Source organism: Vibrio sp. 2092 (assembly GCF_033339635.1).
GTDB classification, from domain to species: Bacteria; Pseudomonadota; Gammaproteobacteria; order Enterobacterales; family Vibrionaceae; genus Vibrio; species Vibrio alginolyticus.
Window position 1 is genome coordinate 161,968 of record NZ_JAWOUY010000005.1, and the last position, 25,300, is coordinate 187,267.

The window sequence follows — 25,300 nt, forward strand, 5'->3', positions numbered from 1 at the left end:
ACACCCCGGCGCATGCTGAGCATAAAGCAACGCTACAGAAATTGGACTTCTGTAACACTGCGTCATGGTAACCCCGCTATCATGAGCATTCTTTTAGATTTTTAAATGCTGACAGACCGGAAGCTTTGCGTCCCACCCTTTCGAATGGTTTGCCGAAATGTGATTGAGCAGCCAAAATTTAGCTTAAGAATTTACATGTGGAAAAGTAAACGTCACTGACATGGAATCCTGTTCTCAAATTGAAAGATAACGATATCTTAACCTCGTCAATATTGTGCAGTGTCGTATTGCAAGGTATTGATTTTAATTTTGTTTTTATCCTTTTTATAGTCATGGTGAATGAGTGGGGGTGGGGATAAGTGGAGAGGAATCGTGCTAAGGGTGGAAGAAGTTCTGTCTAAAGGGCGGAGTGTACCGCCCTCTGAATGGTGTTATTTCGGCATGATGACAGTATCAATCACGTGAATGACACCGTTTTTAGCTTTCACATCGGTTGCAATGACATTTGCATCGTTAACTATGACTTTATCGCCCATGGTTTTAATCATCACATCTTGCCCCTGAACCGTAGTCGCTTTGTCTAGCTTAACAACATCGGCAGCCGTCACTTTCCCTGGCACGACGTGATAAGTCAAAACAGATACTAACTTGTCTTTGTTTTCCGGCATTAAGAGCATGTCGACTGTGCCGTCTGGCAGTTTTGCAAAAGCGTCATCCGTTGGTGCAAAAACAGTAAATGGGCCTTCCCCTTTGAGAGTGTCAACCAGGCCCGCTGCTTTCACCGCAGCAACAAGCGTATTGAAAGAGCCATTTTCAGCGGCAACGTCGACAATATCGGCTTTCATCATGCCATGCTCATGAGCCTGAACGGGAAGCATAAAAGATAATGTCGCCATCAGTGTCGCCGCGATAACTAAGATACGTTTGAACATAATGTGTTCCTTACTAGTTGAGGGTACAACGGGTTCCCTGGAGTGTGTTTGCATTTGTACGCATCGTGATTGAAAGATGATCATCGCGTCCTACTTTCTTTTGAGGGTCTAACATGTCGCGCAAGAAGTCGTCTGCCTTCTTGTTTCACATCAGCTCGTTTCCGCCACGTCCATAAGCGCTCTCTTGCTGCCTTAGCTGCTTTGTCTGGTGCGATAATAGGTGCAAGGTAACGGCTATCTGGCTGCAATTGATACATGACAGCTTCCATCTGGGTCATTGTCCAGGGCTCGAATAAAAGAGGGGGAGGAACCATTTGTAACTCAGGTACCCACTTGTAGATGAACGTACCGTTAGGATCATGTTCTTGGGCCTGCTTGATCGGATTATAAATACGGATTGTGTTAGTCCCGGTTACTCCTGCTTGCATTTGGAATTGTGGGTAATGAATTCCAGGCTCAAAGTCGAGAAACAGTTGCGCTAAATGCGTTACACCTACTCGCCAATCCATGTTCATGTGGTGAGTAAGAAAGCTAACCAGCATGGCACGCATGCGAAAGTTAATGTAACCAGTGTGGTGCAAACAGCGCATGCAGGCATCAATCAAAGGTACGCCAGTATGCCCGGATTTCCATGCTGCTAACTTTTCTTCATCGAAAGTACTACTTTGTTTAATCAATGGTTCGTAAGCCCGATTAACGCAGTAAAACTCCATGTCGTATTCCGATTCGAATTTTTGGATGAAGTGACAGTGCCAATGAAGCCGTGAAGACAATGCAATTAAGCTGCGACGAAACCCAGCGACTTGCCAGTGTTTCAAAAGGTATTGATAAACTTCACGCAAGGATATGTTACCCCAAGCGAGATATGGAGAAAGTCGAGTACAGGCTGTGCGTGAGGCGGTGGGACTAGAAATGCTTCGATAGTAATCACGACCTCGACGATGGAAAAAGTCCTCTAGTGTTTTCCAAGCGAGCCGGCTTCCTCCCGTTTGCATTCCTTTGCATTTTGATAGCCAGGATGATGGTGGCGAAAACGAACAGCCGAGAGCTTCTGCATCCAATGAATGCAATAAGTCGGTTTGGAGCTCAATAGGGCTTATTGAGGCTCTCATGACAGAGTCCCAATGTTTGTCCCAACCTTGCCGGTTTATTGCACCTCTGATTACAGCACCGTGTTCGAATTCAAACCAGTCGATGTTCTGCTCATACAGCCAAGCGGCAACTTGTCGGTCTCGTTCAAAGGTGCAGTTGAGTCCTATTTCTTGGTGAGAAAAAACAGCGTTGATTTGATATTGCGCTTGAATTGATTGGAAACATGCTAAGGCATCGTCAAACAGCACCGTGATTCGATGCCCATACGCTTTGAGCGTTTCATCCATGTCTTGCAGTGATTGCCAAACAAATCGCCAGTGGCGCTCAGAATAGTGTGGGTTGTTCAATAGCAATGGTTCAACAATATACAAAAGCACAGTTGGGTGCTTTGTTGATAATGCTTGAGTTAGTGGTTGATGGTCAGTCAGCCTTAAATCTCGCTTTAACCACACGACATTGATTGTTTGCATCGGAATCCTCTTTGTTTCCGATGTTGTACGCAAGTAAACCGAAGAAATCTCATCCAATGATCGGTTTTATTCTACAAAACGTAGAGGTAACTTTCAGGGAGGTGACACATGGCAATACCATTGAGTAAGTTACAAAAATACTTCTATGTAGACAAATTGGTCATTCATTCGCTTGATCTCGCATTGTACCAGGCATCTGTCGTGATTGATGGAGAAGCGCAATTTATCACTGATGACAACGGTATCTTTTTGAGGGCTCATTCCCTGATCGAGATGCAAAAGAAGTGCAGGAATATCAAAGCAAATAAGCAGGTTCTAGTGCATCAAAGTGCTTATGATGAAATGGTGGGGCTACCCGAAGGCAAAAGAGACAATCAACTAGAGGTATTGGTGAGGGATACAAAATTGTATTGAAAGAGTATTGGTGCGTAGTAAAAGCGAGCCACCTTACGGCAGCTCGCTAAATATAAGGAGAGTTGGGCTTAGTCTTGTTTACGCTGCGCTTCTTTTTGCGCGTACTTAGCGGCACGTCGAGCTTCTCTTTGCTTGGCACTTTCACCACCAACATGCTGCTCGCCTCGCTGCTCTGCAAGAACAATTTGTTTTTCACGCTCGCGGAATCGAGCAATTTGTTCTTCTGAGTGTGTGCCGTGACATTTTGGACAGCTCACGCCTTGCTCGAACAATTCTGACTGTTTGTCTTCTTCAGTGATCGGTAGACGACAAGCGTTACATAAATCGTAATCTGCTTTTTCTAGCTGGTGGTTCACGGCAACACGACCGTCAAATACGTAACAATCGCCTTCCCACATGCTCTCTTCTTGAGGAACTTCTTCAAGATATTTAAGAATGCCGCCTTCTAGGTGGTAGACCTCATCAAAGCCCTGTTCTTTCATGTAAGCCGTTGATTTTTCGCAGCGGATACCACCGGTACAGAACATCGCAACTTTCTTGTGTTTTGCCGGGTCCATGTTTTCTTTTACATAGTCTGGGAATTCACGAAAGGTTTCAGTATTTGGGTTTACAGCGCCTTTGAATGTCCCGATCTCGATTTCGTAATCATTACGTGTATCGACAACAAACACTTCAGGATCAGCAATAAGATCGTTCCACTCTTGAGGTTTCACGTAAGTACCCACTACGTGGCGAGGGTCTATACCTTCAACACCTAATGTTACGATCTCTTTTTTCAATTTCACTTTGGTGCGATTGAATGGCTGGGTCTCAGAATACGACTCTTTGTATACGGTGCCAGTCAAACGAGGTTCGTTGTTTAGCCACTCCAGTAGCGTATCAATACCTGCACGATCAGATGCAACAGTACCGTTGATACCTTCACTTGCCAGTAGTAATGTTCCGCGAATATGGTGTTTTTCCATCAACGCAAGTAATGGCTCGCGTAGCTCTCGATAGTTATTCAGCTCAACAAACTTGTACAGCGCACAAACTACATACTGACTCATGAGGTTTCCTTTAAAAATACAGGTGGTCAACGACCTTAAAATTTTAGCGGCACGAAGTATACCTGACTAAACTAGTCGGAAATACGGACAAATTATACGGATATTATGAGTAGGCGGGGCCTGGCGGTCTTTGATAGGGGGAGCATGTCCGCAGGTGAAGCCGATATGTGTTCAAATTATAAGCATTAATTATAGTGAGTTAGGTAGGTTGGAGCCGATACTTTTGGCTTAAATTTATGCTGTTATTCTGTTTTAGGCCCTTCAAAAAAGTTAGGCGCAAGAAGCACCAAATAATCACCGGAGTCATTGACAAGGAAAGGACATGTCGCAGTTTTATACATGAGGTGGTGAGGGATAAAGGTTTAGGGACAAAGAGTGAATGACTGATCGCCATTGTTCATAAACCGCTATAAAACGCCTTTTCACCACATACTGAAAAGGCGTTTTTCTAACGTCTGCCGTGCTTATTTCAACGTAGCTGCGGTCTGTTTGCCCATGGCGATGAGCCTGTCGAGAATACGTTCACCGTCGGCACGTAAGCCGTTGTGCTCGTACTCATTGGTGATCCACGCTTTTGAGTTTGGTATTAACGCGAGCGTCTCTCGGCTGATATCCATTTCAACAAACATATCATCGGCGTAAACGGCGCAACTGACAGGCACTTTGTTCTGAGCCAGTTGTGTTTGATCGTACAGCGCAGTCCAATCTTTTTTCGCTGCCAATATTTCTGCGGCGTCTTTTAGTGGTTTGAGGTTAACGTATTGGTCGAACATCCATGGGAAGACCATTTCCCCCGTAAAGTAAAATGGCTTGCCAGATTCATAATTAAACTCTGATCGGGTTTGGCGAACGCGGTGCGCACTCCAATTCGACGCGAAGCTTTGGCAGTAAATCGATTCATGCAAAATGGCGTAGATCGGGTTGGTTTGGAAGTTTTGCTGCGCCAACATATCGTTTAAGAACTCATAACGAAGTTGTGGTTTGCCGTTCACTTCAATCAACGCGCTTTCTAGCCAATAGTAAGTTGGTAAGAAAGTATCACTCACACCAAAGTTGATGCCGATTTGTTGAAATTGCTCCACTGTGAAGCGTTGACCATTTGGTAGGTACTCTTCATTTTCCAGCAAGTGATTCGCAATGTTTTGGCAAAGTTGTTGCGCATTGGGAAATTGTTGGAAGAACGCTTGGTTTTTCTCCATGGTGCGTTTGAAAGTGGCTTCATACACATCGTCGGCATGACGTGAGACTGATGGCACGCCACCTGTGATGTAGCTTTGTAGCAAGCTGTCTGGGAACAAAGACAAATAGGTGAGGGAGCAAAACCCACCAAAGCTTTGACCTAAGATCGCCCATTTTTCGACGCCAAATTGCTCACGAATGTATTCCGCGTCGCGCACGATGTTATCCGCTCGGAAGTGGCTCAAGTAGTCTGCTTGTTGCTCTGGCGTGAGGTGAGCAAGCGTCTGGTGATTAATTACGCTGCTGTTGCCCGTACCGCGCTGGTCGAGAAGCAAAACTCGGTACTCTTGCAGCGCGCGTTTTACCCAGCCGTTATTGCCGTTTTGACGCGGAGAGGGAAAGCCAGGTCCGCCCTGAAAGTAAACCAACCAAGGTTTGGTCGATTCTTCCTCGCCAACTAGGCAAACCGCACGGGCGAAGACTTCAATGGTGCCTTTGCTCGCGTTTTGGTAATCCAGAGGAACGGTAAAACTGTGGGGAGTGTAATGCAATCCTGCGTCGATAAATGATTGAGCGTTCATTGTTATCTTTATTTCCTTATTGAGGGGTAGCGCTACTTTACTGCGAATGGCGCGAAGAACCAACGCTATTTCCCAATTGCCTCTTCAGTTCTATACCTTGGTCAAATCAATGTAAGTTCAAGAAAATGAAACGATTAGCGACTGGTGCAACTGGTTGAGTGAGCTATGCTCAATAGAGTTGCGACAAAGTAAGAGCATGGAGGAAGTCGGATGAAAGTGTCACTGGCTCGATGGACAATTGTGACTTGTTTAATAAGCGTACCTACTTTTGCCGTTGTTACGCCCAACCCACCTCAGTTACAGGCAAAAGGCTACGTATTAATGGACTTTCAATCCGGTGCCATTATTGCCGAGTATAACGGGCGAGCAGGCCTTGCTCCGGCGAGTTTAACCAAGTTGATGACCGCTTATGTAGTTGGACAAGAAATCAAAGCGGGGCGTTTGAAATGGGATGATGTTGTCACCGTGAGCGAAAACGCGTGGTCGGCCAAGTTTCCCGGTTCTTCTAAAATGTTCATCAAACCGAAAGATGAAATTAGTGTTGCGAACTTAATGCGCGGCGTGATCATCCAATCAGGAAATGACGCGTGCGTTGCACTGGCTGAGCATGTTGCAGGCAGTGAACGCGGCTTTGTTGCCTTGATGAATGGTTGGGCGGAGAAATTAGGACTGCAAGACACCTATTTTGTGAACTCCCATGGTCTTGATAGTGATGGCATCCAAACCTCACCAACCGATATGGCAAGACTCATGCAGTCGATCATCAGCGATGTTCCTGATGTGTACGCGCTATACAGTGAGAAAGTCTTCAAGTGGAACGACATTACGCAGTACAACCGCAATAAGTTGTTGTGGGACAATTCCATTGATGTCGACGGGGGAAAAACCGGCTACACCAGCAATGCCGGATACAGCTTGGTGAGCTCGGCCAAAGAAGGAAGAATGCGCCTTATCTCGGTGGTGATGGGTACGCCAAGTAAACAGGCTCGGATCAGCCAATCGAAGAATCTACTCAGCTATGGTTTTCGCTTTTATGACACCAAGCAAGTTGCTAAACAGGGGGAAGTTGAGTCTAAAGTTCGCGTTTGGAAGGGAAATGCTAATCAAGTTGAGGCGATCTTTGCTAAAGATGCCTATCTCACTCTGCCTCGTTCAATGACGGCTGGGCTTGATAAGAGTGTGGTGTTAAATGAACCGTTGATTGCGCCGATCGCGCAAGGAGATGAGATTGGTAAGGTCGTTTGGAAAAGCGATGACAGTACCGTGGCGAGTTATCCCTTGGTCAGCAGCCAAGCGGTAGAAGAGGGCTCGTGGTTCGCTCAGCTTTGGGACAGTCTGGTGCTGTGGGTGAAATCGTTCTTTAACTAGAATAAAAACGAGCAGAAGTGTCTTTCTGCATTTTTTTGTTGATGGCCGCCCAGCTAAACGCTGGGCGGTGTTTTATTTAACGGTTTATTCCGACAAGGTGATGATTGGTAAATCGTCCCAAATCTTACTTTCATCCGATGCGCCACCGGAGAAGTTCCAAGGGCCTTTGTCTTGTTCTAGCGGACGGTAAGTTGCCGAAAGGCCGTCTAAGTCCCAAGTCGTGACATAGAAGCGGATACCATCGAGCGAATCTGGGCGGCCCAGCGCGTCACTCGCAAAGTCCATCGAAATAGTGTTATTGGCTTTGTCTACTGTCACTGTTGGTGCTGGCGTGACCGCTTCTCCCCATGTCGTCGCATTTGCTCCTTTGGTGTTGTAAATCGAGCTTTGCCAGCCAAAAACAACCGCATTACGACTCCAGGTTCCGCTTGGCATAGAAGCGTTGATCTTCGGTAGCTCAGACAAGTTAGTTGCGGCTTCTTCAGGTAAATCAATAAAGATGGTGAAACCTACGTGGTCGAAGCCGTTTGGTGGCAACCAAGTGTCGGTGATGTTGTCCATAGTGAAGGTCAAACGTACGTTACTGCCAACGGTAAATACCTCAGCTTTGTTGATTGCGAGTTGGCTATTGTTTTTATCGAATGTTGGATCCGTTGGTAGCGAATAGTTACCGTTAGGACCGCCCATGCCATCTTGCGCATCACCCGCGTTATCAATAGTGTCGTCTGGCGTGTTTGACCAGCTTAAGTCCGACACAAAGTTAACATCTTCAATGCCAGCTTTTTTCTCAGTAGAATAAATCGCGAAGCGGTGTTGTTGTTCGCCAATTGCAAAGTGACGAGTCGACAGCGTGACACTAAACTGACCATCAGCGCCTGCAGTAATGGCTTGCGCTGTTTCTAAGTTACCATCGACGACAAGGTTCAACTTCTCGTTGGCGTTCGCACTACCCGCGATAACAATATCACCAGTGATGGTTTTTCCTTCCCAATCCTGCGCCAGTTGTATGTTGAGGTCTGGGGTATCTACCGATTGGGTATCGTTAGTTTTTGAGTAAATCACGGCAGATTTGGCTGGTAGCTCAAGGGTTACGTGACCGTTTTCATCTGCGATTAACTGCTCTGGAGCGTCTACCCAGTTCGACATGATTTGTTGTTTGAAGACGGTGCCACCAACTTGTTCTACATCGAGTTGGTTCATCAACATTGGAGAGTTAGATGTGTTCATTACCACTAAGACTTCGTCGTTATCCAAAGTGCGGGTAAAGGCGAACACACCTGCACCAGCTTTATCGCTGCCAATGACTTTCATTTCGCCGCGTGTCATGACTTTGTTTTCGGTACGTAACTTAGCAAGCTCTTGGATGAACAAGTACATCTCGCTGTTTTGGTCGAATGAATCTACGTAGTCGCCGTCTTCACGGTAACCGCCAGCAAACATCGCATCGCGCGCTGCTGGCATCGCTTGCTCTGTACCTTGGTAAATCACAGGAATACCGGGTACGCTCATCATGGTGATCAGAGCTTGCTTCATATCGTTGACACTGCCTTGCGATAGAAAACGCGGCATATCGTGGTTATCAATGAAGTTCGGCATGATGTATGGATTTGGGAACATCTCCATCATTTTCTCAAGACGGAAGCGTAAGTAATCGGTCGGTTGCCCTGCTGCAAATACGCGCGTCATGGTCGCTTGCAATGGGAAGTTCAGTACCGAGGTTAACTGCTCCGGCGAGCCGCTTTCGCCGATGTAAGTCAGCATCTTCTCTTCGCCTTCTGTGTTGTAAGGCGTAGATGTTTCGAAGACTTCACCAAAGGTCAGGAAGTTATCGCGACCAGTATCAACCGCTTGAGTCATCACACCATCGTCGGCGTGCAGGAAGTCGTTCCAGAAATCGTGCTCAACAAACTTCACCGTATCGATACGGAATCCGTCGACGCCGACTTCGCGAATCCATTTTCGGTAGCTCTCTTTTAGATAAGCGCGTACTTCAGGATCGGACGTATTAAGGTCATCCAAATCAGAGAGCTGCCAGGTTTTTTCTTGTACCGGATCGTTGTGGTCGGTGATGCTTGGCGTCCAGTGGTAGCTGCCTGTGCCATCTTCTTTACACTCATTCTTGTTGAGCGGGTAAGGCAGTTCTTGTCCTGCTGGTAGCGCATTTTCAATCAAACGGAAACCTTGGCAAGGTAGGCTAGGATCGTAATTGTATGGGTCATCGTAAGTGAAGAAGTTACCTACGTGGTTGGTCACGATGTCTTGAATCAAGAACATGTTACGAGCGTGCACTTCTCGCGCTAACGCTTGGTAGCTTTCCATGTCACCAAAGTGCTCATCCACTTTTTGGAAGTCACGCGCCCAGTAACCGTGGTAGCCACCATAGTTTTGTTCTGCATCCCACCATTGGTTTGCCACTGGCGGAGTAATCCAGATCGATGTGGCACCGAGAGTTTCGATGTAGCTTAACTTATCACTCACGCCAACGAGGTCGCCGCCGCTGAACTTTTTATCCGAAGTCGGATCGAATTCGTTTTGCCCTTGATCATTAAGAGCGCTGTCGCCGTCGTTAAAACGGTCGATCATCAGGAAGTAAATGATTTGATCTTGCCAATCAGGAGATGCCACGTGGCTTCCTGTATCGGTTGGCGTAGTTTCATCGCTACCACAGCCAGAAAGAGCTAGGGCGATCGCTATAGGGAGTATTTTTATTTTATTCATAGGGTTAGGTAAGGTTTCAAACACGGTTTTTGTCTCCGTTGTGCAGCAATGCGGAAACGATAAATCAAAGGTTTGAAATTGAGAGTGTCATTTCACGCCAAAAGAGACGTGAAATGATGTCACGAAGTGCTGAATTTGAACTGTGCTACATATTTAACTGAGTGGTTGCACAATTGGGTATTGAATCGGGTAATGGTCTTTGGCTAACTCATTACCAGAATGATCATAGAGTCGGAATCGACACTGTTTAGCCGTTTGGGTGAGGGGAAGTTGTAGCGCCCAGCATGTGTAATCTTCTGCATTCTGAGTTTGGCTCATTGCGTGCAGAGCTGGCGCGTCACCCACGTAGCAATCGATCTTCGCTACGTCTTTTAATCTACACGCGAGTTCCACAAACAAGGTGTACTGAGTGCCGAGTTGGATAAGTTGTCTTGTCGGGACAATGTATTCCGTTGCGCCAATTAAAAGCCCCTTGGAGACCACATAGTCACGCTGGTGGTTATTCTCAATGTAACGTTCCCCATCGACTTCATAACAAAGGCGAAAGGTAAGGGGGTGCGCTACCGGAAGTTCGGTCGTTGCCCATAGTTCGGTGCCATGACTTAAAAAACGCTCGAAGAAAGCGGGGTAGCGCCGCCATGCGCCATCACGGTCACGGCATTCTACCGAGACCACTTTCTCAAACGCAATATTATCCACTTCCATCCAGATTTTACCGACGGGTTGGTCAATGTCGTTATCGGCTAAAGTATTCGCTTTGGCGTAGTACAAGCGGATGGGTTGGTTGTTGAGATGAGTGCGGTTATCTAAGCACTGCTGGCGATATTGCATGGGTGAAAACGGATACCAACGACGAAAAGTGCGGTGAAAGTTCGAAGGTTCTTCATAACCAAGTTGATAGGCGATTTGCTGCGTTGTGAGTTGGGTGTCGGCAAGCAAAGTGAGTGCTTGCTTTCTTTTAGCGAAATCAACGCATTGAGAGTAGCTCATTTGCTTCTCTTGCAGTCGACGTTGCAAGGTGCGTTTGGAGACGCCCAGTTGCCTTGCCGCTTGCTCTAACTTGAGCGCGTAATTGCTGTTTTTGATGAACAAGGCGTTCAAAACACTCAGCAATTCGGGTTGTTCAATTGGCTGGTGAGAAAGTAGCAAATAAACATGTTTCACCAGTTCAAACACGCTTGAACTCGTTTTAGAATCTCGCGTTTCCTTTAGAAAAATATCGGCCGTGAGTGGATTGTTGGCGTGAACTTGTACTTGTATTGATTCGCTTAGCTCAAGCGTCTCCAACTGCATTTTGAGCAAGCCAAACACCGACTCCGCCCAATTTGGCATATCGGCTGTTCTGCATTCTACTTGCAGATGGATTTGGGCATCACCATGTTGCAATGTGACGTACAAACGGCGGTCGAATAATGAGACACTTTTGCTCCACCAAAGCAGCCCTTCTTGGAGGTTAGGCGCTTCTTTCAACATCATGCATTGCAAGGCCACCAACTTCTCAATGTGCCAATATTCGCCGGCAATTCGAAGGTGATTGTGACCGAGCTTTTTGCACAGAAAGGATGTAATAACGTTATCTTGAGGCAGCATGAGTTGAGTTTGGTTGCGAGCAAACATGCATTATTGCTGAAAAGATGAAGAAGTTCAGTGAGAACGCTCAAAGCCTTTCTTATCGTTTTATTTTCAAATTTATTTTGAAAATGTTTTTAATCGAAATCGGTTTTTCCCTTTATCTCATGAGGTTATGCTGTTACACAGCTTAAATTCATTAATTGGAGAACCTCATGGATATCGTACAAGCTGCAAAATCTCGTTACTCAACGAAAGTGTTTGACCCAACGCGCAAGCTACCTCAAGAAAAAATCGACGCAGTTAAAGAGCTGATTCGTTTTAGTCCATCGAGTGTGAACTCCCAGCCTTGGCATTTCATTCTGGCAAGCACAGAAGAAGGCAAGCAGCGCATCGCTAAAGCGGCGCAAGAGAATTACGCGTTTAACGCGGCGAAGATTCTCAACGCTTCTCACGTATTGGTGTTTTGTGCAAAAACAGGCATTGATAACGACTACATTGAAGCGCTAATGGTGCAAGAAGAAAAAGATGGTCGATTCCCAACTGAAGAAGCGAAAGCGGCTGTGCGCGGTGGTCGTAGCTACTTTGTGAACATGCACCGTTTTGATTTGAAAGATGCAAACCATTGGATGGAGAAACAAGTTTACCTCAACGTGGGTACGTTGCTGTTGGGTGCTTCGACGTTAGAAATCGATGCAGTACCAATTGAAGGGTTTGATCCAAAAGTGCTGGATGAAGAATTTGGCTTGCGTGAAAAAGGTTATACCAGTGTTGTGATCGTGCCGCTTGGCTACCACGCGGAAGATGACTTCAACGCGAAAACGCCAAAGTCTCGCTGGGACGCAGAAACCGTATTCACCGAGATCTAATTCGAGCTTACTTACAGGTGACGTAGAACCCCGTAATCAATATATAAATCGCAAAAGAGTGATAAAACGATGATCCACTTAGTCGCAGAAGTGAAAGCCTATCCAGATAGTAAGGATCAGGTGGTGAATTTGCTTGCTGGTTTACTAGAGCCAACTCGTAAAGAAGAAGGCTGTTGCCAATACGAGTTGTATCTCGACGAAAAAGTTGATGGCCTATTTATGTTCCAAGAAATCTGGGCATCGCAAGAGGCCTTGGATAAGCATTTGCAAAGCCCGCATATGGCGACGTTTCTTGAAACATTGGAAGAGAATGATTGGGTTGAATATACCCAGATTCGTCCTCTTCGATTTATCGCCTAATGACAGAAGGTTGCCAGCACGTTGGCGCGTTGCTGGCAGCATTTTTGTTGGATAAAGTCGCGGAAAGTCCGAATCGTTGGCGTCAATAATCGACGATCGGCACATACCATGTAGAGCGGCACTGGGCCGCAATCCCACTCTGGTAACACTCGCACCAATCTTCCCTCGATTAAGTCTCGGCTAATGTCCATCAATGATTTATTCGCAATGCCTTTGCCTTTGATCGCTAACCGGTGTGGCAAGTCACTATCGTTGCTCAACAAGTTACCGCTGACCACGATTTGTTCTTTCTCGCTGCCACGCGTGAGCGTCCATTTGTTGTAGACCGAATCCGCGACCATGTAGCACAAGCAATTGTGTTGCGTTAAATCGGCAGGAGAGGTGAGTTCTGGATGTGTAGCTACGTACTCTGGCGATGCACATAATATCCGTTCGTTTGACCCACACAATGCCAATACGACCAGATTGGAGTCGGCCGGTTCGCCGTAGCGAATCGCAATATCGACAGGCTTGGTATACATATCCGTCAAGCTATCGGACAGCTCTAGTTTAATGGAAACATTTGGGTAGAGATCGATGAACTCATCCACCCAATCGAGCAACATATTGCGACCAAAATCGGAGGGTGCAGTAATGTGCAGCTGACCAGACAACTCCCCGCGCGCACTTGAGATCTGATCCAACCCCTCTTGCAATGTTGCCAACGCTTGCGTGGTTTTGTCTAAAAACAGTTCGCCCTCTGAGGTTAAACGCAGGCTTCGGGTGGAACGCACAAACAGTGGGAAACCGATTTGCCCTTCAAGACGCTTAATCGATGCGCTAATGGCGGCAGGTGTCATGTCCATGCTGTTAGCGGCTTTTGAAAAGCTGCCTTGGCGCGCGGTTTCGACAAAAATATTGAGGTCGTTGAGGGCTTTCATAATGAAAAGGGCTTTTAAGAAGTTTGGGCTACTATAGGGGAGAGTCGTAGGCCAATTCAAGGTTAAAACATTAGGTTGCACGGCGAGTTTGAGTTAGATTAGCGCGAAACTTCACTTTACCGGATCAATAGCATGAGCCAACAGCAGCCGAATAACCCACTTCACGGGTTGAGTTTAGAAAAAATCGTCACCCGACTAGTTGAACACTTTGGTTGGAATGGCCTGTATGAGCGCATTCGAGTGAACTGTTTTAAGAAAGATCCGTCGATCAAATCTTCTCTGAAGTTTTTGCGTAAAACGCAATGGGCAAGAGACAAAGTCGAAGCGCTGTACATCGAGACATTCTGCTAACCGCTCTATAGTCTGCAGCAAGCGGCAAGTAGATTCTTAGTCTCGCTATGGCTCGCTAGAATGACGTAGCTTTTCTTATCGCGTAGGCTAGAAGAGTCGCTCTGCTGTTACGTTTAAAGCGTGATTCAGAATCTACCCTCAGGCTTGTATTGAGTCTATTCATAGCTCTATGGGCCTACAGCAGCGGTAAGTAGATTCTTAGTCTCGCTATGGCTCGCTAGAATGACGTAGCTTTTCTTATCGCGTAGGCTGAAAGAGTCGCTCTGCTGATGCGTCTAAAGCGAGATTCCGGATGGTCACTTAGGCTTATCTGGAATCGCTTTTTTAGATGGTTTTGTAGAGGTCAGAGCCAAACTCGAACCGTCATTCTGAACTGCGAGGAACGAGCGTGAATCAGAATCTACCTTCAGATTGTATTGAGTTTATTCATGGCTTTATGGTCTGCAGCAAGCGGCAAGTAGATTCTTAGTCTCGCTTTGGCTCGCTAGAATGACGTAGCTTTTCTTATCGCGTAGGCTGGAAGAGTCGCGCTGCTGATGCGTCTAAAGCGAGATTCCGGATGGTTACTTAGGTTTGTCTGGAATCGTTTTTTTAGATGGTTTTGTAGAGCTCAGAGCCAAACTCGAACTGTTATTCTGAACCGAGAGGAACGAGCGTGATTCAGAATTTACCCTCAGATTGTATTGAGTTTATTCATGGTTCTATGGTCTGCAGCAAGCGGCAAGTAGATTCTTAGTCTCGCTAGAATGACGCAGCTTTTCTTATCGCGTAGGCTGGAAGAGTCGCTCTGCTGATACGTCTAAAGCGAGATTCCGAGTGACTCACTTAGGTTCTTCTGGAATCGCTTTTTTAGATGGTTTTGTAGAGGTCAGAGCCAAACTCGAACCGTCATTCTGAACAGCGAGGAACGAGCGTGATTCAGAATCTACCCTCAGATTGTATTGAGTTTATTCATGGTTCTATGGTCTGCAGCAAGCGGCAAGTAGATTCTTAGTCTCGCTAGAATGACGCAGCTTTTCTTATCGCGTAGGCTGGAAGAGTCGCGCTGCTGATGCGTCTAAAGCGAGATTCCGGATGGTCACTTAGGCTTGTCTGGAATCGCTTTTTTAGATGGTTTTGTAGGGGTCAGAGCCAATCTCGAACTGTCATTCTGAACAGCGAGGAACGAGCGTGATTCAGAATCTACTCTCAGATTGTATTGAGTTTATTCATGGCTTTATGGTCTGCTGCAAGCGGTAAGTAGATTCTTAGTCTCGCTATGGCTCGCTAGAATGACGTAGCTTTTCTTATCGCGTAGGCTGAAAGAGTCGCTCTACTGTTACGTTTAGCGAGGTTTCGAATGATTCGCTTTAGGCTCATTAGAATGACGCTAGTTTTCTTATTGCGTAAGTTGGAATGGTACCTCAGCATCATTCCCGATAGCGATGAAGAAGCGCAGTCGGGAACCTCGCCTTTAATCTCTCGTTTCTTGCTACTCCAAATGATGCGTACTACCCACGGTTCCTTCCAAGTCTAAAATCGACTGGCGAACGTGATCTGGAATCGCAGCTTTAACGTTGTTCTTAAAATCAAACATCACACCAGTGGCGGTCGCGATGGTCGCAATTTTACCCCACTTCTTACTCAGCACTTGGTACTCCATCGTGATGCGATCTTCTTGCATGTCGATTACGCGAGAACCGACTAATAGCGTGTCTGGGTAAGTAACAGGCAATTTGTAGCGGCATTGAGTCTCGCTCAGTACTGGTCCAATTTGCGAGGTCTGCAGGTTGACCAGCAGGTTAATTTTGTTGAAGTAATCTAAACGTGCGGTCTCGAAGTAGCGAAAATAGACCACGTTATTAACGTGTTGCAGAGCATCCATTTCACCCCATGCGACTTTTATCTCTGTGATAACGGGAAAGTCCTTTAACAGTGTGTCCATTTTTATTGCTCCTTTTTCATCTGCTTTGCCACAAATTGCGACGCGACTTATCACTTTGAGCATTTATTCTAGATGTAATCATTTAATATGTAATAAAATTGTTTTTAAAATGTGAAATGAAATAGTGGTTTGATTATGTAAACTAGAAACTTTACATAATCGAGTTGAAGGCGTAAGTTTAACTAAGAGTAACCAGATAGGAGGTGTCTCATGATTGAACTCAAAGGTTTCAACCTCGCAAGAGTTGAGAAACGCATTGATTGGACAGGTGAGCTGTTCAGTTTGAGAATATCTGGCGCGCCTCTTTCATTTAAAGCTGGCCAATTCACCAAGCTTGCTTTGCTTGATGATGAAGGTAAGCCGATCAGCCGTGCTTACTCTGTGGTTAATGCGCCAAGCGAGCAATTCGATTGGTTGGAATTTCTAATAGTAGCCGACCCTCAAGGACAACTTTCTCCACGGCTCCAAAAGCTTAAATCTGGTGATAGCATTTATGTCGGTGCCACCGCACATGGCGATTTAATCCATGACTCTATTCCTAAACAGGCTCATGACCTGTGGCTGCTATCTACAGGTACGGGGATTGGACCGTTTTTATCGCTGCTGGATGATATAAACTTACCGCCTCACAATGAGCGCATTGTGCTGGTTCATGCCGTTCGTTTCGAAAAAGATCTGGTTTATAAATACCTAATTGAACAGCTTCAGCAACGATATGAAGGCAGATTAAAGTATATACCGATAGTCAGCAGGGAAGTGGTTGATGGTAAATTACAAGGCCGAATTCCTGAACTCATCGAATCGGGTTTACTGTCCAACGCCGCTGATGCGCCATTCTCAGCTCAGCGTAGCTTTGTCATGATGTGTGGGAATCCGCAAATGATCAAAGATACCGTGCCCGTTTTACAAGAGCTAGGCTTGGAAAAGTATCGCCATCAAACTGGGGGAAATATCATTTACGAACGTTACTGGTAGCGTTTTGTTAAATTGATACGGTTATGCTCAAGATGTAATGATTACTTTTGAGATACGATCGCGATTTAGTATGTTCTTAGTTGAATATTATGTTGGCAATACCTAAACTGCGCTCACCATTGCGCGTCTGTACACTCAGTCATTCTCGCTTAACCAATTACATTGAGGTGACTGAAGTCCATGTATGCTTTTATCGCGAGCAAGCAACAGAGAATCATTGCTGGTTTTATCGACCTGCTCTTTGCGATGGTGGTCGTGTTAATCATCGCATTGAGTATTAACTCTTTTCTTAACGACTTTCAGCTCTCTTTAGCAGATAACCTCACGCTTGTTCGTGAAACTCAGGCGTTTTACTTGCTTTCTTTACCAACGGTTTTAATGATCAACTGGAATGCATTGAGTCATGGGCAAACCATTGGTATGCGCATGATTGGTATTAAAGTTGTAATGAAAAATGATAGTAAGGCAACGAAAGTTACAGCAGGGTTAAGGCTTGTTATTAGCTACTTACTGGAGATGCTCATTCCGGGGATCCCGTTGGTAAATTTGGCATTGTTGTTCTTTCATCCGGAGCGACGTTTGTTGCATGACTTGATCGCCAATACTAAAGTTGTCCAAGTTTCCTAATTTTTTGATCGAAAAAGCCACGTGAAGTGGCTTTTTTAATATCGATAAAGTTAACCAGATTTACTGTTGATTAACATATTTCTTAAAGCGAGCTTTGGTTTCTGCGTCTGCTTTTTGGTACCAGAAGTGCAGCATCTCTTCAGCTGTCGAATCCGCTTTAACCGCAGTTGCTCTCACTTGCTTCATATCCGCAGGAACCTTTGCAGGAAGCGTGACTGGCTGCATGGTCGCTGCGCCAGCAAAAGCCACGGCTGCTGCACCGCCAGCCTGGTTGTAATCTTCGATTTCACGTACGTAATCACGACCGATTTGCATACCCGGTTTGAGCAACTTGTCCTGGGCAACCGCGATTGCGTTGCCAGAATCATCAACCAGTTTCCAATCTAAGTCTTTGATCTTCTCTTCCGCATCACGTAGGTTGCGGTATTCTGGCATTTGTAGAGTGAGTTCGGTATTGGTCGCGTCAAATCGTGTAACGATAACATCGCTTTCAACACTTAAACGGTCATTACCTTGGTTGAAGTAAGGGGCGAAACGAAATACGACTTGGTTAAGGCCATCAGGTAACGTCAGTGTTCTTTCAGAGGCGAAAAAACCACCCGAAAGATCTGCTTTTTCACCGTTAGCCGCTAATACTGAAACGTTGTCAGGAACACTCACGGTTACATCTGCGAATGCCATGCCACTCATTGCGAGAGCAAGCGCACAAGTTAAAGGCTTGATCAATTTCATTGTTTTTATCCTAAGCAAATTAGTGGTCATCGAGAGTGCATCGTTCATTGCCCGATTGCAACTCCCAAGTGTAATAAGTATGAAAATTTAACAAGAACGTCATTTTTATCGCATTTATTACGACGAAACTGTGATCCAAATAGAATCAAACCGCTGAAATGCAGCGGTTTGATATCATAAGTTATAGATTAAATTTATTTCTAACTTATTGATTTATTATATGCCTGCACCGTGTCCAGGTTCTGATTGGTCATTAGAAGCGTCTTGTTGTTCTGCCATTTCTTCTTGCTGTTGTGCTTTCTCAATGCTTAACCACCAAACAAATAACTCATACCAAATTGCTAGGATAACGGCACCTAAGAACAGACCAACGATGCCGTAGAAAAGCATACCACCGATGGCACCGAGCAGAATCACAGGCATTGGCACGTCGACGCCACGTCCCATTAACATTGGTTTGAACAGGTTTTCAGAAAGAGCCGCAACTACGACCCAAACAGTAAACATGGTTGCTGTTGAGGTGTCTTGGGTCATGTACATGAAGCCAATCACAGGTAGCACTGCGAGCAACGCCGGGAGCTGAGCGATACATAAAATCATTAGAAGCAGTGTGAGTAAACCTGCTGCCGGAACGCCAAATACGAAGAAACCAGCACCGATCAACAGTGCTTGAATCGCCGCTACACCGACTACGCCAAGCAGTACGCTTTTAATTGTCGCAGCGATAAGCGTGGTCCAGCTTTTTGCGTTTTCACCAGCGGTTCGAATCGCGATGGTTCTTAAGCCTGATGCTGCAGATTCAGAGTACGTCATGAAACCTGCTGCAATCGCAAGTGACAAGATTGAAAGCAGTAAACTTCCCAATACGCCCCCAAGTGTACCCAGTAAAGATGTGAGTCCTGCCTTTATTTGTGGCATAAAGGTTTGAATCGCTTGCTCAAGATTAGTAGCGAATAGGGTCCACACTTCGTAGAGCTTATCACCCACGATAGGCCAATCCGCTACGGAAGGTTTTGGCCCTGGTATTTTCACTTGTCCATTTTGTAGTACTTCAAGCGCGTGCGTTGCACCATCCACAATGGAGCCTGATACCATAACAAGTGGCGTGACAAGGAGGGCAATACCAAGTAAAGCAATGGTTGTGGCTGCCAGACCTCTGCGACCACCATATACACGCTGCAATTTTTGGGTAAGCGGCATTAAAGCGACGGCTATAATAGCGCCCCAAATAACCGGAAGGATGAAGGGTTTGATGATGTCGTACGTAAACATCAGCAAGACAAAGATCAAGCCAATGCGTATTGCCGATTCCACCATATTACTGATGAAAAGCTTACTGTCGATTTTTACCGATTGTTTATCCATTTTTGTTTACCTGATGATCAATGTTAGAACTGACGAGACTTGAAACAACAATCGCCATATAAAAAACACCTGTGATGGCCTCTAAATACACCACGACTTGAGCCAGTGGTGTTAGAGGACTAATGTCGCCATAACCGAGCGTGGTTAAGGTAACGAAACTGAAATACGCTGCATTGGAGAAGTTCTGCCCCCAAGAAATCGCTTCCATACCGGTAAAGGCTTCAGGCGAAAACTCAAGCAGAATGAGGTAGGCAATCGCCCACATCAGACCAAGCAGCAAGAAAAGCGCGACCGAGCCAATGACTTTGTTGCTGTTGACATGGCCGGTGAAAAGAATCTGTCTTGCGATGGATTTAAAAGTGCCGAAAAAGAACGCAAAGGTGAGGGCAAGCATCACCACATTCATCTCTCTGATGTCGAAAACGGTCTTGATCACAATCACAAGAACCCAAATACCAAACAGGCTGTAGAGGAAACGAGACCAGGTTTTGTCAAAGCGAAGGCTCGCAAAACAGACGATAAACGTCAGAACCGTGAAAGCCTGAAGTATGTGTTCAATCGTCCCTTCACCTACGACTTGTGCCATCGCACTCCCTAGCAACAAAATCACTAGTGCTAAGGTTAGATAGAAGAAGTTGTTTTCTTCATTAATATTTTTGAGGTTTTTACCAATGACCATGGCTCTTCTCACTTAGTTATTGTTCACTTTCTGCGGATGACTCTTTCATCACCATGATGGACGCAGAAAGCCCGAATCGAAGATCAACATCTTCAGGAAGTTCTTGTAGGGAGATTCGCACCGGAATACGTTGTGCTAAGCGAATCCACTGAAAAACAGGGTTTACGTTTGGAAGAAGGTTGTAGCCGACCGTGCCGTCTTTGGGCGCAATACCCCAACCAATCGAGTCAACCGTCGCGTCAATTGGCGTGTCTGGGTGAGACATCAAAGTGACACGCGCTTGGCTGCCAGGTTCGATTTGCGCAAGTTGGTTTTCACGGAAGAAACCAAATACCCAAAAGCTGTTTTTGTCGATCAGTGCGAGCAGTGGTTGGTTTGCGACCGCTTGCGTACCGTTTCTAATATCGAGGTTAGATACAAAACCATCGACGGTCGCATAAACTTTGGTAAAGCTGAGATTAAGGCGTGCTGATTTTAGTTGCTCTTCTGCAGATTTGATTTGCAGTAGCGACTCTTCGTAAGCGATTTCACGACGAATCAGATCCTTGTGAGAAACCGCGCCACGGTCTTTGGCACGAATGTCTTTTAAGCGGTCATATTCGATTTTTTTACCGCGAGAGCTAACAATGGAGCGCTCCAGTGCTACTTCGGCTTGAGATAACGCAACCTGGTAAGTCGCAGGGTCGATTTCAAACAGTAAATCCCCCGTTTTTACTTCTTGGTTGTCTTGCACCGCGACATTTACAATTGGGCCTGATACGCGAGGAGCCACTTTGATGACGTTAGCACGCACTTGCCCATCTCGTGTCCATGGGTTATTAAAGTATTCCTCAAACTTTTGATAGCCGAGCCAAGCTGCGCCACCAAGAATGACAAGATTGAGTGCGATTACGAATAGTTTTTTCATCTTGTTTGGCACCTAAAATTGAATATAAAAGCTGTCGATGGCCACCACATAACCGACCATGATGGCAATAAACGTCAGAGACGGAAAAGCGATGAAGCGAGACAAACGTGTCTTGTTCAATATCATCACCGTTATCCACGTGGCCGTGACGGCGAGAAAGAGCACGAGTAGCGTAGGAGAAAAGTAAACGTCTCCCCAAGAGAGTTCATGAGGCATTACCGATCCTCCGTTTTGTTTTCATCACTGGTCTCAGCCGGAGTTTCGAGTCGCAAAGGCGGCAATACGCGGTTTTCTTCATTTAAATAACTTCCCCAGTCAGTGCGCTCTGTCATCTGCGTGGCAATCGATTCACTGATGAAAGGCTTGCCTGTTTGGGTTTGCCAGCCTCCACCGAGGGCTTTGTAGAGCGCGACAACTTGGTTCGCAACATTACCTTTGATCGTTGCGTAGCTGTCTTCTGCGCGGGTCATTTTTTCTACCGAGTTAAGCAGACGTTCGAATGAAATTTGTCCGTTTTCGTACTGTGTCATGGATATGTTGAACGCACGAATGGAAGAGTTGACCGATTGCAAGCGTAAATCTTTTTGCTGCAAATACAGGTCATACGCTTCGATTGCATTGGTGACTTCATTAACGGCTTGCAGTACCTTTTTGTTGTAGTTCGTCAGCGTTTCTTGGAAGCGAGCATCTTCGAAACGAATGTTATTTTTCACGCGTCCGTATTGGAAAATGTTCCAACTGAACGTTGGGCCAACCACCATGGTGAGCGAATCGCTAAAACTGAAACTGCTGCCATCGGGAACCGTACTGTCGATACCGATGGAACCGAACAACGAAAAGCTTGGGTACAGAGCGGTTTCTGCCACGCCAATCTGCGCACTTTGCGCGCGAGCTTGCATCTCAGAGACTTGCAAATCCGGACGTCGCATCACTAAGTTAGCATCCACTTGCGTATCCAAAAGCGGTGGACGTGGCACAATGGAGCGCTCGTCGGTGCCCGATAGCGCCGATTTTCTGCCCGTTGATTTGAACTGGGCTTCGTACTCAGCGATTTGCTTGTGCATCCCATCCGACTGTAGCAGTCCATCTACTTCTTCTGGTAACAGACCCAGTAGCAAAGCCAACACAGTACGTGATTGCTTCATTGCCACTTCGAGGCTCGGTAGCGCTGCTTTGGTGGTGTAGAGTTGGTTTTTAGCTTGTTGAACGTCCAATTCTGTAACGTTGCCAGAGTCGAACTGCACCTGTGTAATGCGGACGACACGCTCTTGAATCTCGATATTGCGGCGAGACAGCAAAATACGTTCTTGGAATGTGCGATAGTTGATGTAATTGCGCGCCACTTCGGCGGTTATGGTGACCATGATGTCGTGATACGATGCGATGGATGCGTAGTAACCCGCTTCTGCCGACTCAATTCCGCGAGCATACTTGCCCCAAACATCCATTTCCCAAGCAGCATCAAACGACAAAGTGGCGTTATTCACGCCCTGATCATTTACGTAGGCACGCGCTAGGTTTCCTGACACGGTTTGAACTTGTGGGTATTGCAAGCCAGTCGAAATACCAAGGAATGAACGTGCTTGAACAATTCGTAGCCCTGCGGCTTCTAAATCGAGGTTTTGTTTGCTCGCCAACTCAACCAGCTGATTAAGAGTTGAGTCATTAAATTGCTGCCACCATTGTTGTAGCTGTTGCTCTGATTGCTGCGTATCTTTGGCTGCTGTTTTTTGCACCGACCAGTCACTTGGCAGTGGCGCCTGCTTTGGATGAACATAATCTGGTCCTACCGTGGTACACGCACTGAGTCCGAGCAAAGAAAGTATGGCGAGGCTTGGTTTGGTTAGTTTTGGAAGCATCATATCCCCACCTTTAAAAACGCTTCTGTTGTAAGTTCACCCAATCGATATCCTCGTAGGTTTGCTTGCAATGCTTGATTGCTTCGAACACGTTCCGTTTTAAATTCAGCAAGATATAAAAACCGGCTATCTCTGAATAAGCGTAGTCAGATAAATCCAACTCACTAAAAAAATCTTCCAGTTTATCTTCGAATGTTTGGTAATCTTGACTGTATTGGTCGAATACGGAGTCGAGTTCTTGTGTTGCTTGATGGCTGGCTAAAGCGCCCGCCATCAAAGGAATGATGGAATCGCGGTGCTGTTGGCGAAGCTGAGTAATTAGTGGATTGGTCATCAACTTTTTCTCGGCGGCCATTAAGATGTTGATGTGATTACTGAGTACATCACACGCTTTGCTAAACGCGCCAATCGCTTCTGGCGTGGTTTTATCAAAGTGTTTGTGGTTGATTTTCGAACCCCAGACTTTGAGCTTTTTCGATGAGACATTGAGCGTCACCAAGTGTAAGGCCCGTTTGAGCGGCGTAATAACCGAGCTAGACTGCTGTTGATAGGTAGTGAACAGCTCTCGGGTATGTCGGAAGTAGCGTTCTTTTATGGTCAAAAAGAGGTGTTCTGGTCGTGAGCTAAACGGGAAGTAGTGCGCGAAAATAATCATGAACACCACCATGTAGAACAACAGCATGATCGTCATGAGGATCCCGAAGTGATAAAACATGTTGTTGTCTAAACCGAGAACAAACAAGCCAATCATATAGAAAATCGTCACTGGCCCGTTAAACAGATAAAAACCGATAAAGGTGTAGATAAAGATAAACAGGCCAAGCTCTAACCCGAGATCCAATTGCGGAAGAATGAAGACGTAAGAAGGCACCGCGAACAAGAAGCCGAAAGTGAAAAGCACTAGCAACAAAATCGGGTGCACAGGCACGAACGACAGCAAAGACATAAACATGGTCGAGAAGACCACGAACGAGTAGCCGCCTGGTGGATTGAAATAAATCCAAATCAGTCCTGCAACCCAATAAGTGACAAAGGTTTTGACCGCGGTTTTAAAGTTTTCTGCGTCCCACCATAGAAACTTGCCTTTCGGTTTCGGCAGCGGCACGTCAAAGGAGACATTGTTCGTCACAGAGTCAATACAGCTAATGCTCTCCGCTAAACGCGACAAATTTTGATGCATCAGTTCCAACAGGTGACCAAGCGTAAGCGCAGAGCCTTTCTCTAGGTGCGCTGCGTCTTCTAGCAACGCTTGGTTGTATTTGACTTTGAATTCCTGAGCACGATAAGCGGGTTCTTTTTCGTCCCAGACTTGTTGGCAGGTATCAAATAGCGCGTCAATTTCCGCCACGGCTTGATCAAAGTTGCTGATGCTTTCACGGTCTTGCTGGTGGCTAAAGTGGCTGTGCGCCGCGACGGTCAATTGTTGCGTTACCTGCTTGTTCAAATGAACTGCCAAGCGCCACTCTTTCATGTAGGCCGACACGTCACTGCATTCCACACTGACCGTGGAAAAACGCTGTTCGAGCGCATTTTGAGCGGCAAACATCTGTTCGATGAGAGTGTCCACGCTAGGAGGTTGTGGCTCTTCCGCTTCTGGATTTTCTTCTCCGCCTTCTTGAGGAGAGATTTGCCCTGCCGATTTTTGCTCGAAATTTTGCAAGATAGCGGTGAACAACGCGCGTTGTGCTTGGTTGAGTTGTTCGATGAGCTGTCTTAGGTTTTGTTCTGTTTTGGTCGGGAGTAAGAAAGTTCCCACGAGTGTGTAAACCACCACCCCAAACACCGTCATATAGGCGCGGTCAACGCCATAAAGGAACGCACCTTCTGCGTCACCGCCATTGGACATCATCAACGTCATCACACCGGTCAGCATGAGTAGCGTAGGATCTTTTTGATAGGCATTACGGAAGTAAAAAATGAATGAGACCACAACCGACACGCTCAGCATGTACAGCAAGCGGTCTTGAGCAAACAACCCCACCAGTAACAAGCCAACCACGGCACCAACCAATGTACCTAACACGCGTAAGGTACCTTTGGCGAGTGATTCACGACGACTGCCTGTCGATGCAATCAGCATTACAGTAGTTGCGGCCGTCGATGCTTGCGGCCAACCCATGGCAAACGGGATCAGATAAGCCAGAGTCAGGCTAAGCGATACTTTAATAGCGAATTTTATTTTGTCGTTCATAGTGTCAAAGTTTGCTCAGGCTTATCGTTATAAGTTGATGAATTTCTTATATGAATAATCAGAATCTTGTTCTGAATAAATTCGGGGGGCGGAATATAGCGGGTGAAAAAGTGTGCTTTGTAAACCCTTTGTCAAAACAAAAAGTGCGTATTTGGCTTGATCTCGTGCT

General features: G+C 46.1%; 22 protein-coding genes and 1 riboswitch. Of the genes, 7 read left to right on the top strand and 15 right to left on the bottom strand.

The window, feature by feature from the left end; translation table 11 throughout:
• Positions 1-63: 63 nt before the first annotated feature.
• Positions 64-164, bottom strand: a riboswitch (cyclic di-GMP riboswitch).
• 267 nt (positions 165-431) lie between these two features.
• Together R7P80_RS11105 and R7P80_RS11110 are read right to left on the bottom strand one after the other, a co-directional pair.
• On the bottom strand, positions 432-932 hold the full coding sequence (locus tag R7P80_RS11105; protein ID WP_225491618.1) for a fasciclin domain-containing protein: 501 nt from the start codon (positions 930-932) through the stop codon (positions 432-434).
• Between the two features lie 80 nt (positions 933-1,012).
• A complete protein-coding gene (locus R7P80_RS11110; protein ID WP_225491619.1) occupies positions 1,013-2,494 on the bottom strand; it encodes a cryptochrome/deoxyribodipyrimidine photo-lyase family protein in 1,482 nt (493 codons plus the stop codon).
• 108 nt (positions 2,495-2,602) lie between these two features.
• Here R7P80_RS11110 and R7P80_RS11115 point away from each other — a divergent pair, with 108 nt between their 5' ends.
• A complete protein-coding gene (locus R7P80_RS11115) occupies positions 2,603-2,908 on the top strand; it encodes a DUF6482 family protein (RefSeq protein WP_005374898.1) in 306 nt (101 codons plus the stop codon).
• 68 nt (positions 2,909-2,976) lie between these two features.
• On the opposite strand, the gene R7P80_RS11120 is transcribed toward R7P80_RS11115, so the two are convergent.
• Complete coding sequence (locus R7P80_RS11120; protein ID WP_054574886.1) at positions 2,977-3,957, bottom strand: rhodanese-related sulfurtransferase; 981 nt, start codon at positions 3,955-3,957, stop codon at positions 2,977-2,979.
• A 464-nt stretch (positions 3,958-4,421) separates the two neighbouring features.
• Positions 4,422-5,717 (bottom strand): alpha/beta fold hydrolase, encoded by a 1,296-nt coding sequence (locus tag R7P80_RS11125; protein ID WP_172563937.1) that lies wholly within the window; start codon positions 5,715-5,717, stop codon positions 4,422-4,424.
• 210 nt (positions 5,718-5,927) lie between these two features.
• Between R7P80_RS11125 and R7P80_RS11130 the strand changes: the two genes are divergently transcribed.
• Positions 5,928-7,085 carry a D-alanyl-D-alanine carboxypeptidase family protein gene (locus R7P80_RS11130; protein WP_104976414.1) on the top strand — a complete coding sequence of 386 codons (1,158 nt, stop codon included), beginning with the start codon at positions 5,928-5,930 and terminating at the stop codon, positions 7,083-7,085.
• A gap of 84 nt (positions 7,086-7,169) precedes the next feature.
• Here the strand turns inward: R7P80_RS11130 and R7P80_RS11135 are convergent, their stop codons facing one another.
• Together R7P80_RS11135 and R7P80_RS11140 are read right to left on the bottom strand one after the other, a co-directional pair.
• Positions 7,170-9,827: an alpha-amylase family glycosyl hydrolase gene (locus R7P80_RS11135; protein ID WP_225491620.1), complete on the bottom strand. Its 2,658-nt coding sequence runs from the start codon at positions 9,825-9,827 to the stop codon at positions 7,170-7,172.
• A 129-nt stretch (positions 9,828-9,956) separates the two neighbouring features.
• Entirely contained in the window at positions 9,957-11,420 is a 1,464-nt protein-coding gene (locus R7P80_RS11140; RefSeq protein WP_186585076.1) for a helix-turn-helix domain-containing protein, read from the bottom strand.
• A gap of 167 nt (positions 11,421-11,587) precedes the next feature.
• Here R7P80_RS11140 and R7P80_RS11145 point away from each other — a divergent pair, with 167 nt between their 5' ends.
• Both R7P80_RS11145 and R7P80_RS11150 read left to right on the top strand, forming a co-directional pair.
• Positions 11,588-12,241, top strand: a complete 654-nt coding sequence (locus R7P80_RS11145; protein ID WP_005374924.1) for an oxygen-insensitive NAD(P)H-dependent nitroreductase NfsB — start codon at positions 11,588-11,590, stop codon at positions 12,239-12,241.
• A 69-nt stretch (positions 12,242-12,310) separates the two neighbouring features.
• Complete coding sequence (locus tag R7P80_RS11150; protein WP_005374925.1) at positions 12,311-12,601, top strand: putative quinol monooxygenase; 291 nt, start codon at positions 12,311-12,313, stop codon at positions 12,599-12,601.
• Here the strand turns inward: R7P80_RS11150 and R7P80_RS11155 are convergent.
• Entirely contained in the window at positions 12,598-13,521 is a 924-nt protein-coding gene (locus R7P80_RS11155) for a LysR family transcriptional regulator (RefSeq protein ID WP_025768616.1), read from the bottom strand. The genes R7P80_RS11150 and R7P80_RS11155 overlap by 4 nt on opposite strands.
• Positions 13,522-13,653: 132 nt before the next feature.
• Here R7P80_RS11155 and R7P80_RS11160 point away from each other — a divergent pair, with 132 nt between their 5' ends.
• Positions 13,654-13,872: a VF530 family DNA-binding protein gene (locus R7P80_RS11160; protein WP_025768615.1), complete on the top strand. Its 219-nt coding sequence runs from the start codon at positions 13,654-13,656 to the stop codon at positions 13,870-13,872.
• A 1,471-nt stretch (positions 13,873-15,343) separates the two neighbouring features.
• Here the strand turns inward: R7P80_RS11160 and R7P80_RS11165 are convergent.
• A complete protein-coding gene (locus tag R7P80_RS11165) occupies positions 15,344-15,796 on the bottom strand; it encodes an acyl-CoA thioesterase (RefSeq protein WP_054701994.1) in 453 nt (150 codons plus the stop codon).
• Between the two features lie 210 nt (positions 15,797-16,006).
• Here R7P80_RS11165 and R7P80_RS11170 point away from each other — a divergent pair, with 210 nt between their 5' ends.
• Both R7P80_RS11170 and R7P80_RS11175 read left to right on the top strand, forming a co-directional pair.
• Entirely contained in the window at positions 16,007-16,771 is a 765-nt protein-coding gene (locus tag R7P80_RS11170) for a ferredoxin--NADP reductase (RefSeq protein ID WP_005374935.1), read from the top strand.
• Between the two features lie 180 nt (positions 16,772-16,951).
• The gene (locus tag R7P80_RS11175; protein WP_017634410.1) at positions 16,952-17,398 is read left to right on the top strand and encodes an RDD family protein; all 447 of its coding nucleotides are present in this window, start codon (positions 16,952-16,954) and stop codon (positions 17,396-17,398) included.
• Between the two features lie 60 nt (positions 17,399-17,458).
• Here the strand turns inward: R7P80_RS11175 and R7P80_RS11180 are convergent, their stop codons facing one another.
• The 7 genes from R7P80_RS11180 to R7P80_RS11210 form a co-directional block, all read right to left on the bottom strand.
• The gene (locus R7P80_RS11180; protein WP_054701997.1) at positions 17,459-18,130 is read right to left on the bottom strand and encodes a DUF2057 domain-containing protein; all 672 of its coding nucleotides are present in this window, start codon (positions 18,128-18,130) and stop codon (positions 17,459-17,461) included.
• Between the two features lie 216 nt (positions 18,131-18,346).
• A complete protein-coding gene (locus R7P80_RS11185) occupies positions 18,347-19,495 on the bottom strand; it encodes an AI-2E family transporter (protein ID WP_054574891.1) in 1,149 nt (382 codons plus the stop codon).
• The gene (locus tag R7P80_RS11190; protein ID WP_005374942.1) at positions 19,488-20,174 is read right to left on the bottom strand and encodes a potassium channel family protein; all 687 of its coding nucleotides are present in this window, start codon (positions 20,172-20,174) and stop codon (positions 19,488-19,490) included. The genes R7P80_RS11185 and R7P80_RS11190 overlap by 8 nt, the downstream gene beginning before the upstream one ends.
• 16 nt (positions 20,175-20,190) lie before the next feature.
• Positions 20,191-21,081: an HlyD family secretion protein gene (locus R7P80_RS11195; RefSeq protein WP_033906681.1), complete on the bottom strand. Its 891-nt coding sequence runs from the start codon at positions 21,079-21,081 to the stop codon at positions 20,191-20,193.
• Positions 21,082-21,093: 12 nt separating this feature from the next.
• Positions 21,094-21,297 (bottom strand): DUF1656 domain-containing protein, encoded by a 204-nt coding sequence (locus tag R7P80_RS11200; RefSeq protein ID WP_005374946.1) that lies wholly within the window; start codon positions 21,295-21,297, stop codon positions 21,094-21,096.
• Positions 21,297-22,943, bottom strand: a complete 1,647-nt coding sequence (locus tag R7P80_RS11205; RefSeq protein ID WP_104976417.1) for a TolC family protein — start codon at positions 22,941-22,943, stop codon at positions 21,297-21,299. Before R7P80_RS11205 ends, R7P80_RS11200 begins: the two co-directional genes overlap by 1 nt.
• Positions 22,944-22,953: 10 nt before the next feature.
• The gene (locus R7P80_RS11210) at positions 22,954-25,131 is read right to left on the bottom strand and encodes an FUSC family protein (RefSeq protein WP_104976418.1); all 2,178 of its coding nucleotides are present in this window, start codon (positions 25,129-25,131) and stop codon (positions 22,954-22,956) included.
• Positions 25,132-25,300 lie beyond the last annotated feature (169 nt).

Coding starts and splice junctions, on each gene's coding strand:
- R7P80_RS11210 (WP_104976418.1), bottom strand. CDS start 25,131: ATGAACGACAAAATAAAATTCGCTATTAAAGTATCGCTTAGCCTGACT.
- R7P80_RS11195 (WP_033906681.1), bottom strand. CDS start 21,081: ATGAAAAAACTATTCGTAATCGCACTCAATCTTGTCATTCTTGGTGGC.
- R7P80_RS11165 (WP_054701994.1), bottom strand. CDS start 15,796: ATGGACACACTGTTAAAGGACTTTCCCGTTATCACAGAGATAAAAGTC.
- R7P80_RS11160 (WP_025768615.1), top strand. CDS start 13,654: ATGAGCCAACAGCAGCCGAATAACCCACTTCACGGGTTGAGTTTAGAA.
- R7P80_RS11130 (WP_104976414.1), top strand. CDS start 5,928: ATGAAAGTGTCACTGGCTCGATGGACAATTGTGACTTGTTTAATAAGC.
- R7P80_RS11175 (WP_017634410.1), top strand. CDS start 16,952: ATGTATGCTTTTATCGCGAGCAAGCAACAGAGAATCATTGCTGGTTTT.
- R7P80_RS11140 (WP_186585076.1), bottom strand. CDS start 11,420: ATGTTTGCTCGCAACCAAACTCAACTCATGCTGCCTCAAGATAACGTT.
- R7P80_RS11150 (WP_005374925.1), top strand. CDS start 12,311: ATGATCCACTTAGTCGCAGAAGTGAAAGCCTATCCAGATAGTAAGGAT.
- R7P80_RS11115 (WP_005374898.1), top strand. CDS start 2,603: ATGGCAATACCATTGAGTAAGTTACAAAAATACTTCTATGTAGACAAA.
- R7P80_RS11105 (WP_225491618.1), bottom strand. CDS start 932: ATGTTCAAACGTATCTTAGTTATCGCGGCGACACTGATGGCGACATTA.
- R7P80_RS11200 (WP_005374946.1), bottom strand. CDS start 21,297: ATGCCTCATGAACTCTCTTGGGGAGACGTTTACTTTTCTCCTACGCTA.
- R7P80_RS11110 (WP_225491619.1), bottom strand. CDS start 2,494: ATGCAAACAATCAATGTCGTGTGGTTAAAGCGAGATTTAAGGCTGACT.
- R7P80_RS11180 (WP_054701997.1), bottom strand. CDS start 18,130: ATGAAATTGATCAAGCCTTTAACTTGTGCGCTTGCTCTCGCAATGAGT.
- R7P80_RS11125 (WP_172563937.1), bottom strand. CDS start 5,717: ATGAACGCTCAATCATTTATCGACGCAGGATTGCATTACACTCCCCAC.
- R7P80_RS11120 (WP_054574886.1), bottom strand. CDS start 3,957: ATGAGTCAGTATGTAGTTTGTGCGCTGTACAAGTTTGTTGAGCTGAAT.
- R7P80_RS11145 (WP_005374924.1), top strand. CDS start 11,588: ATGGATATCGTACAAGCTGCAAAATCTCGTTACTCAACGAAAGTGTTT.
- R7P80_RS11170 (WP_005374935.1), top strand. CDS start 16,007: ATGATTGAACTCAAAGGTTTCAACCTCGCAAGAGTTGAGAAACGCATT.
- R7P80_RS11185 (WP_054574891.1), bottom strand. CDS start 19,495: ATGGATAAACAATCGGTAAAAATCGACAGTAAGCTTTTCATCAGTAAT.
- R7P80_RS11190 (WP_005374942.1), bottom strand. CDS start 20,174: ATGGTCATTGGTAAAAACCTCAAAAATATTAATGAAGAAAACAACTTC.
- R7P80_RS11205 (WP_104976417.1), bottom strand. CDS start 22,943: ATGATGCTTCCAAAACTAACCAAACCAAGCCTCGCCATACTTTCTTTG.
- R7P80_RS11155 (WP_025768616.1), bottom strand. CDS start 13,521: ATGAAAGCCCTCAACGACCTCAATATTTTTGTCGAAACCGCGCGCCAA.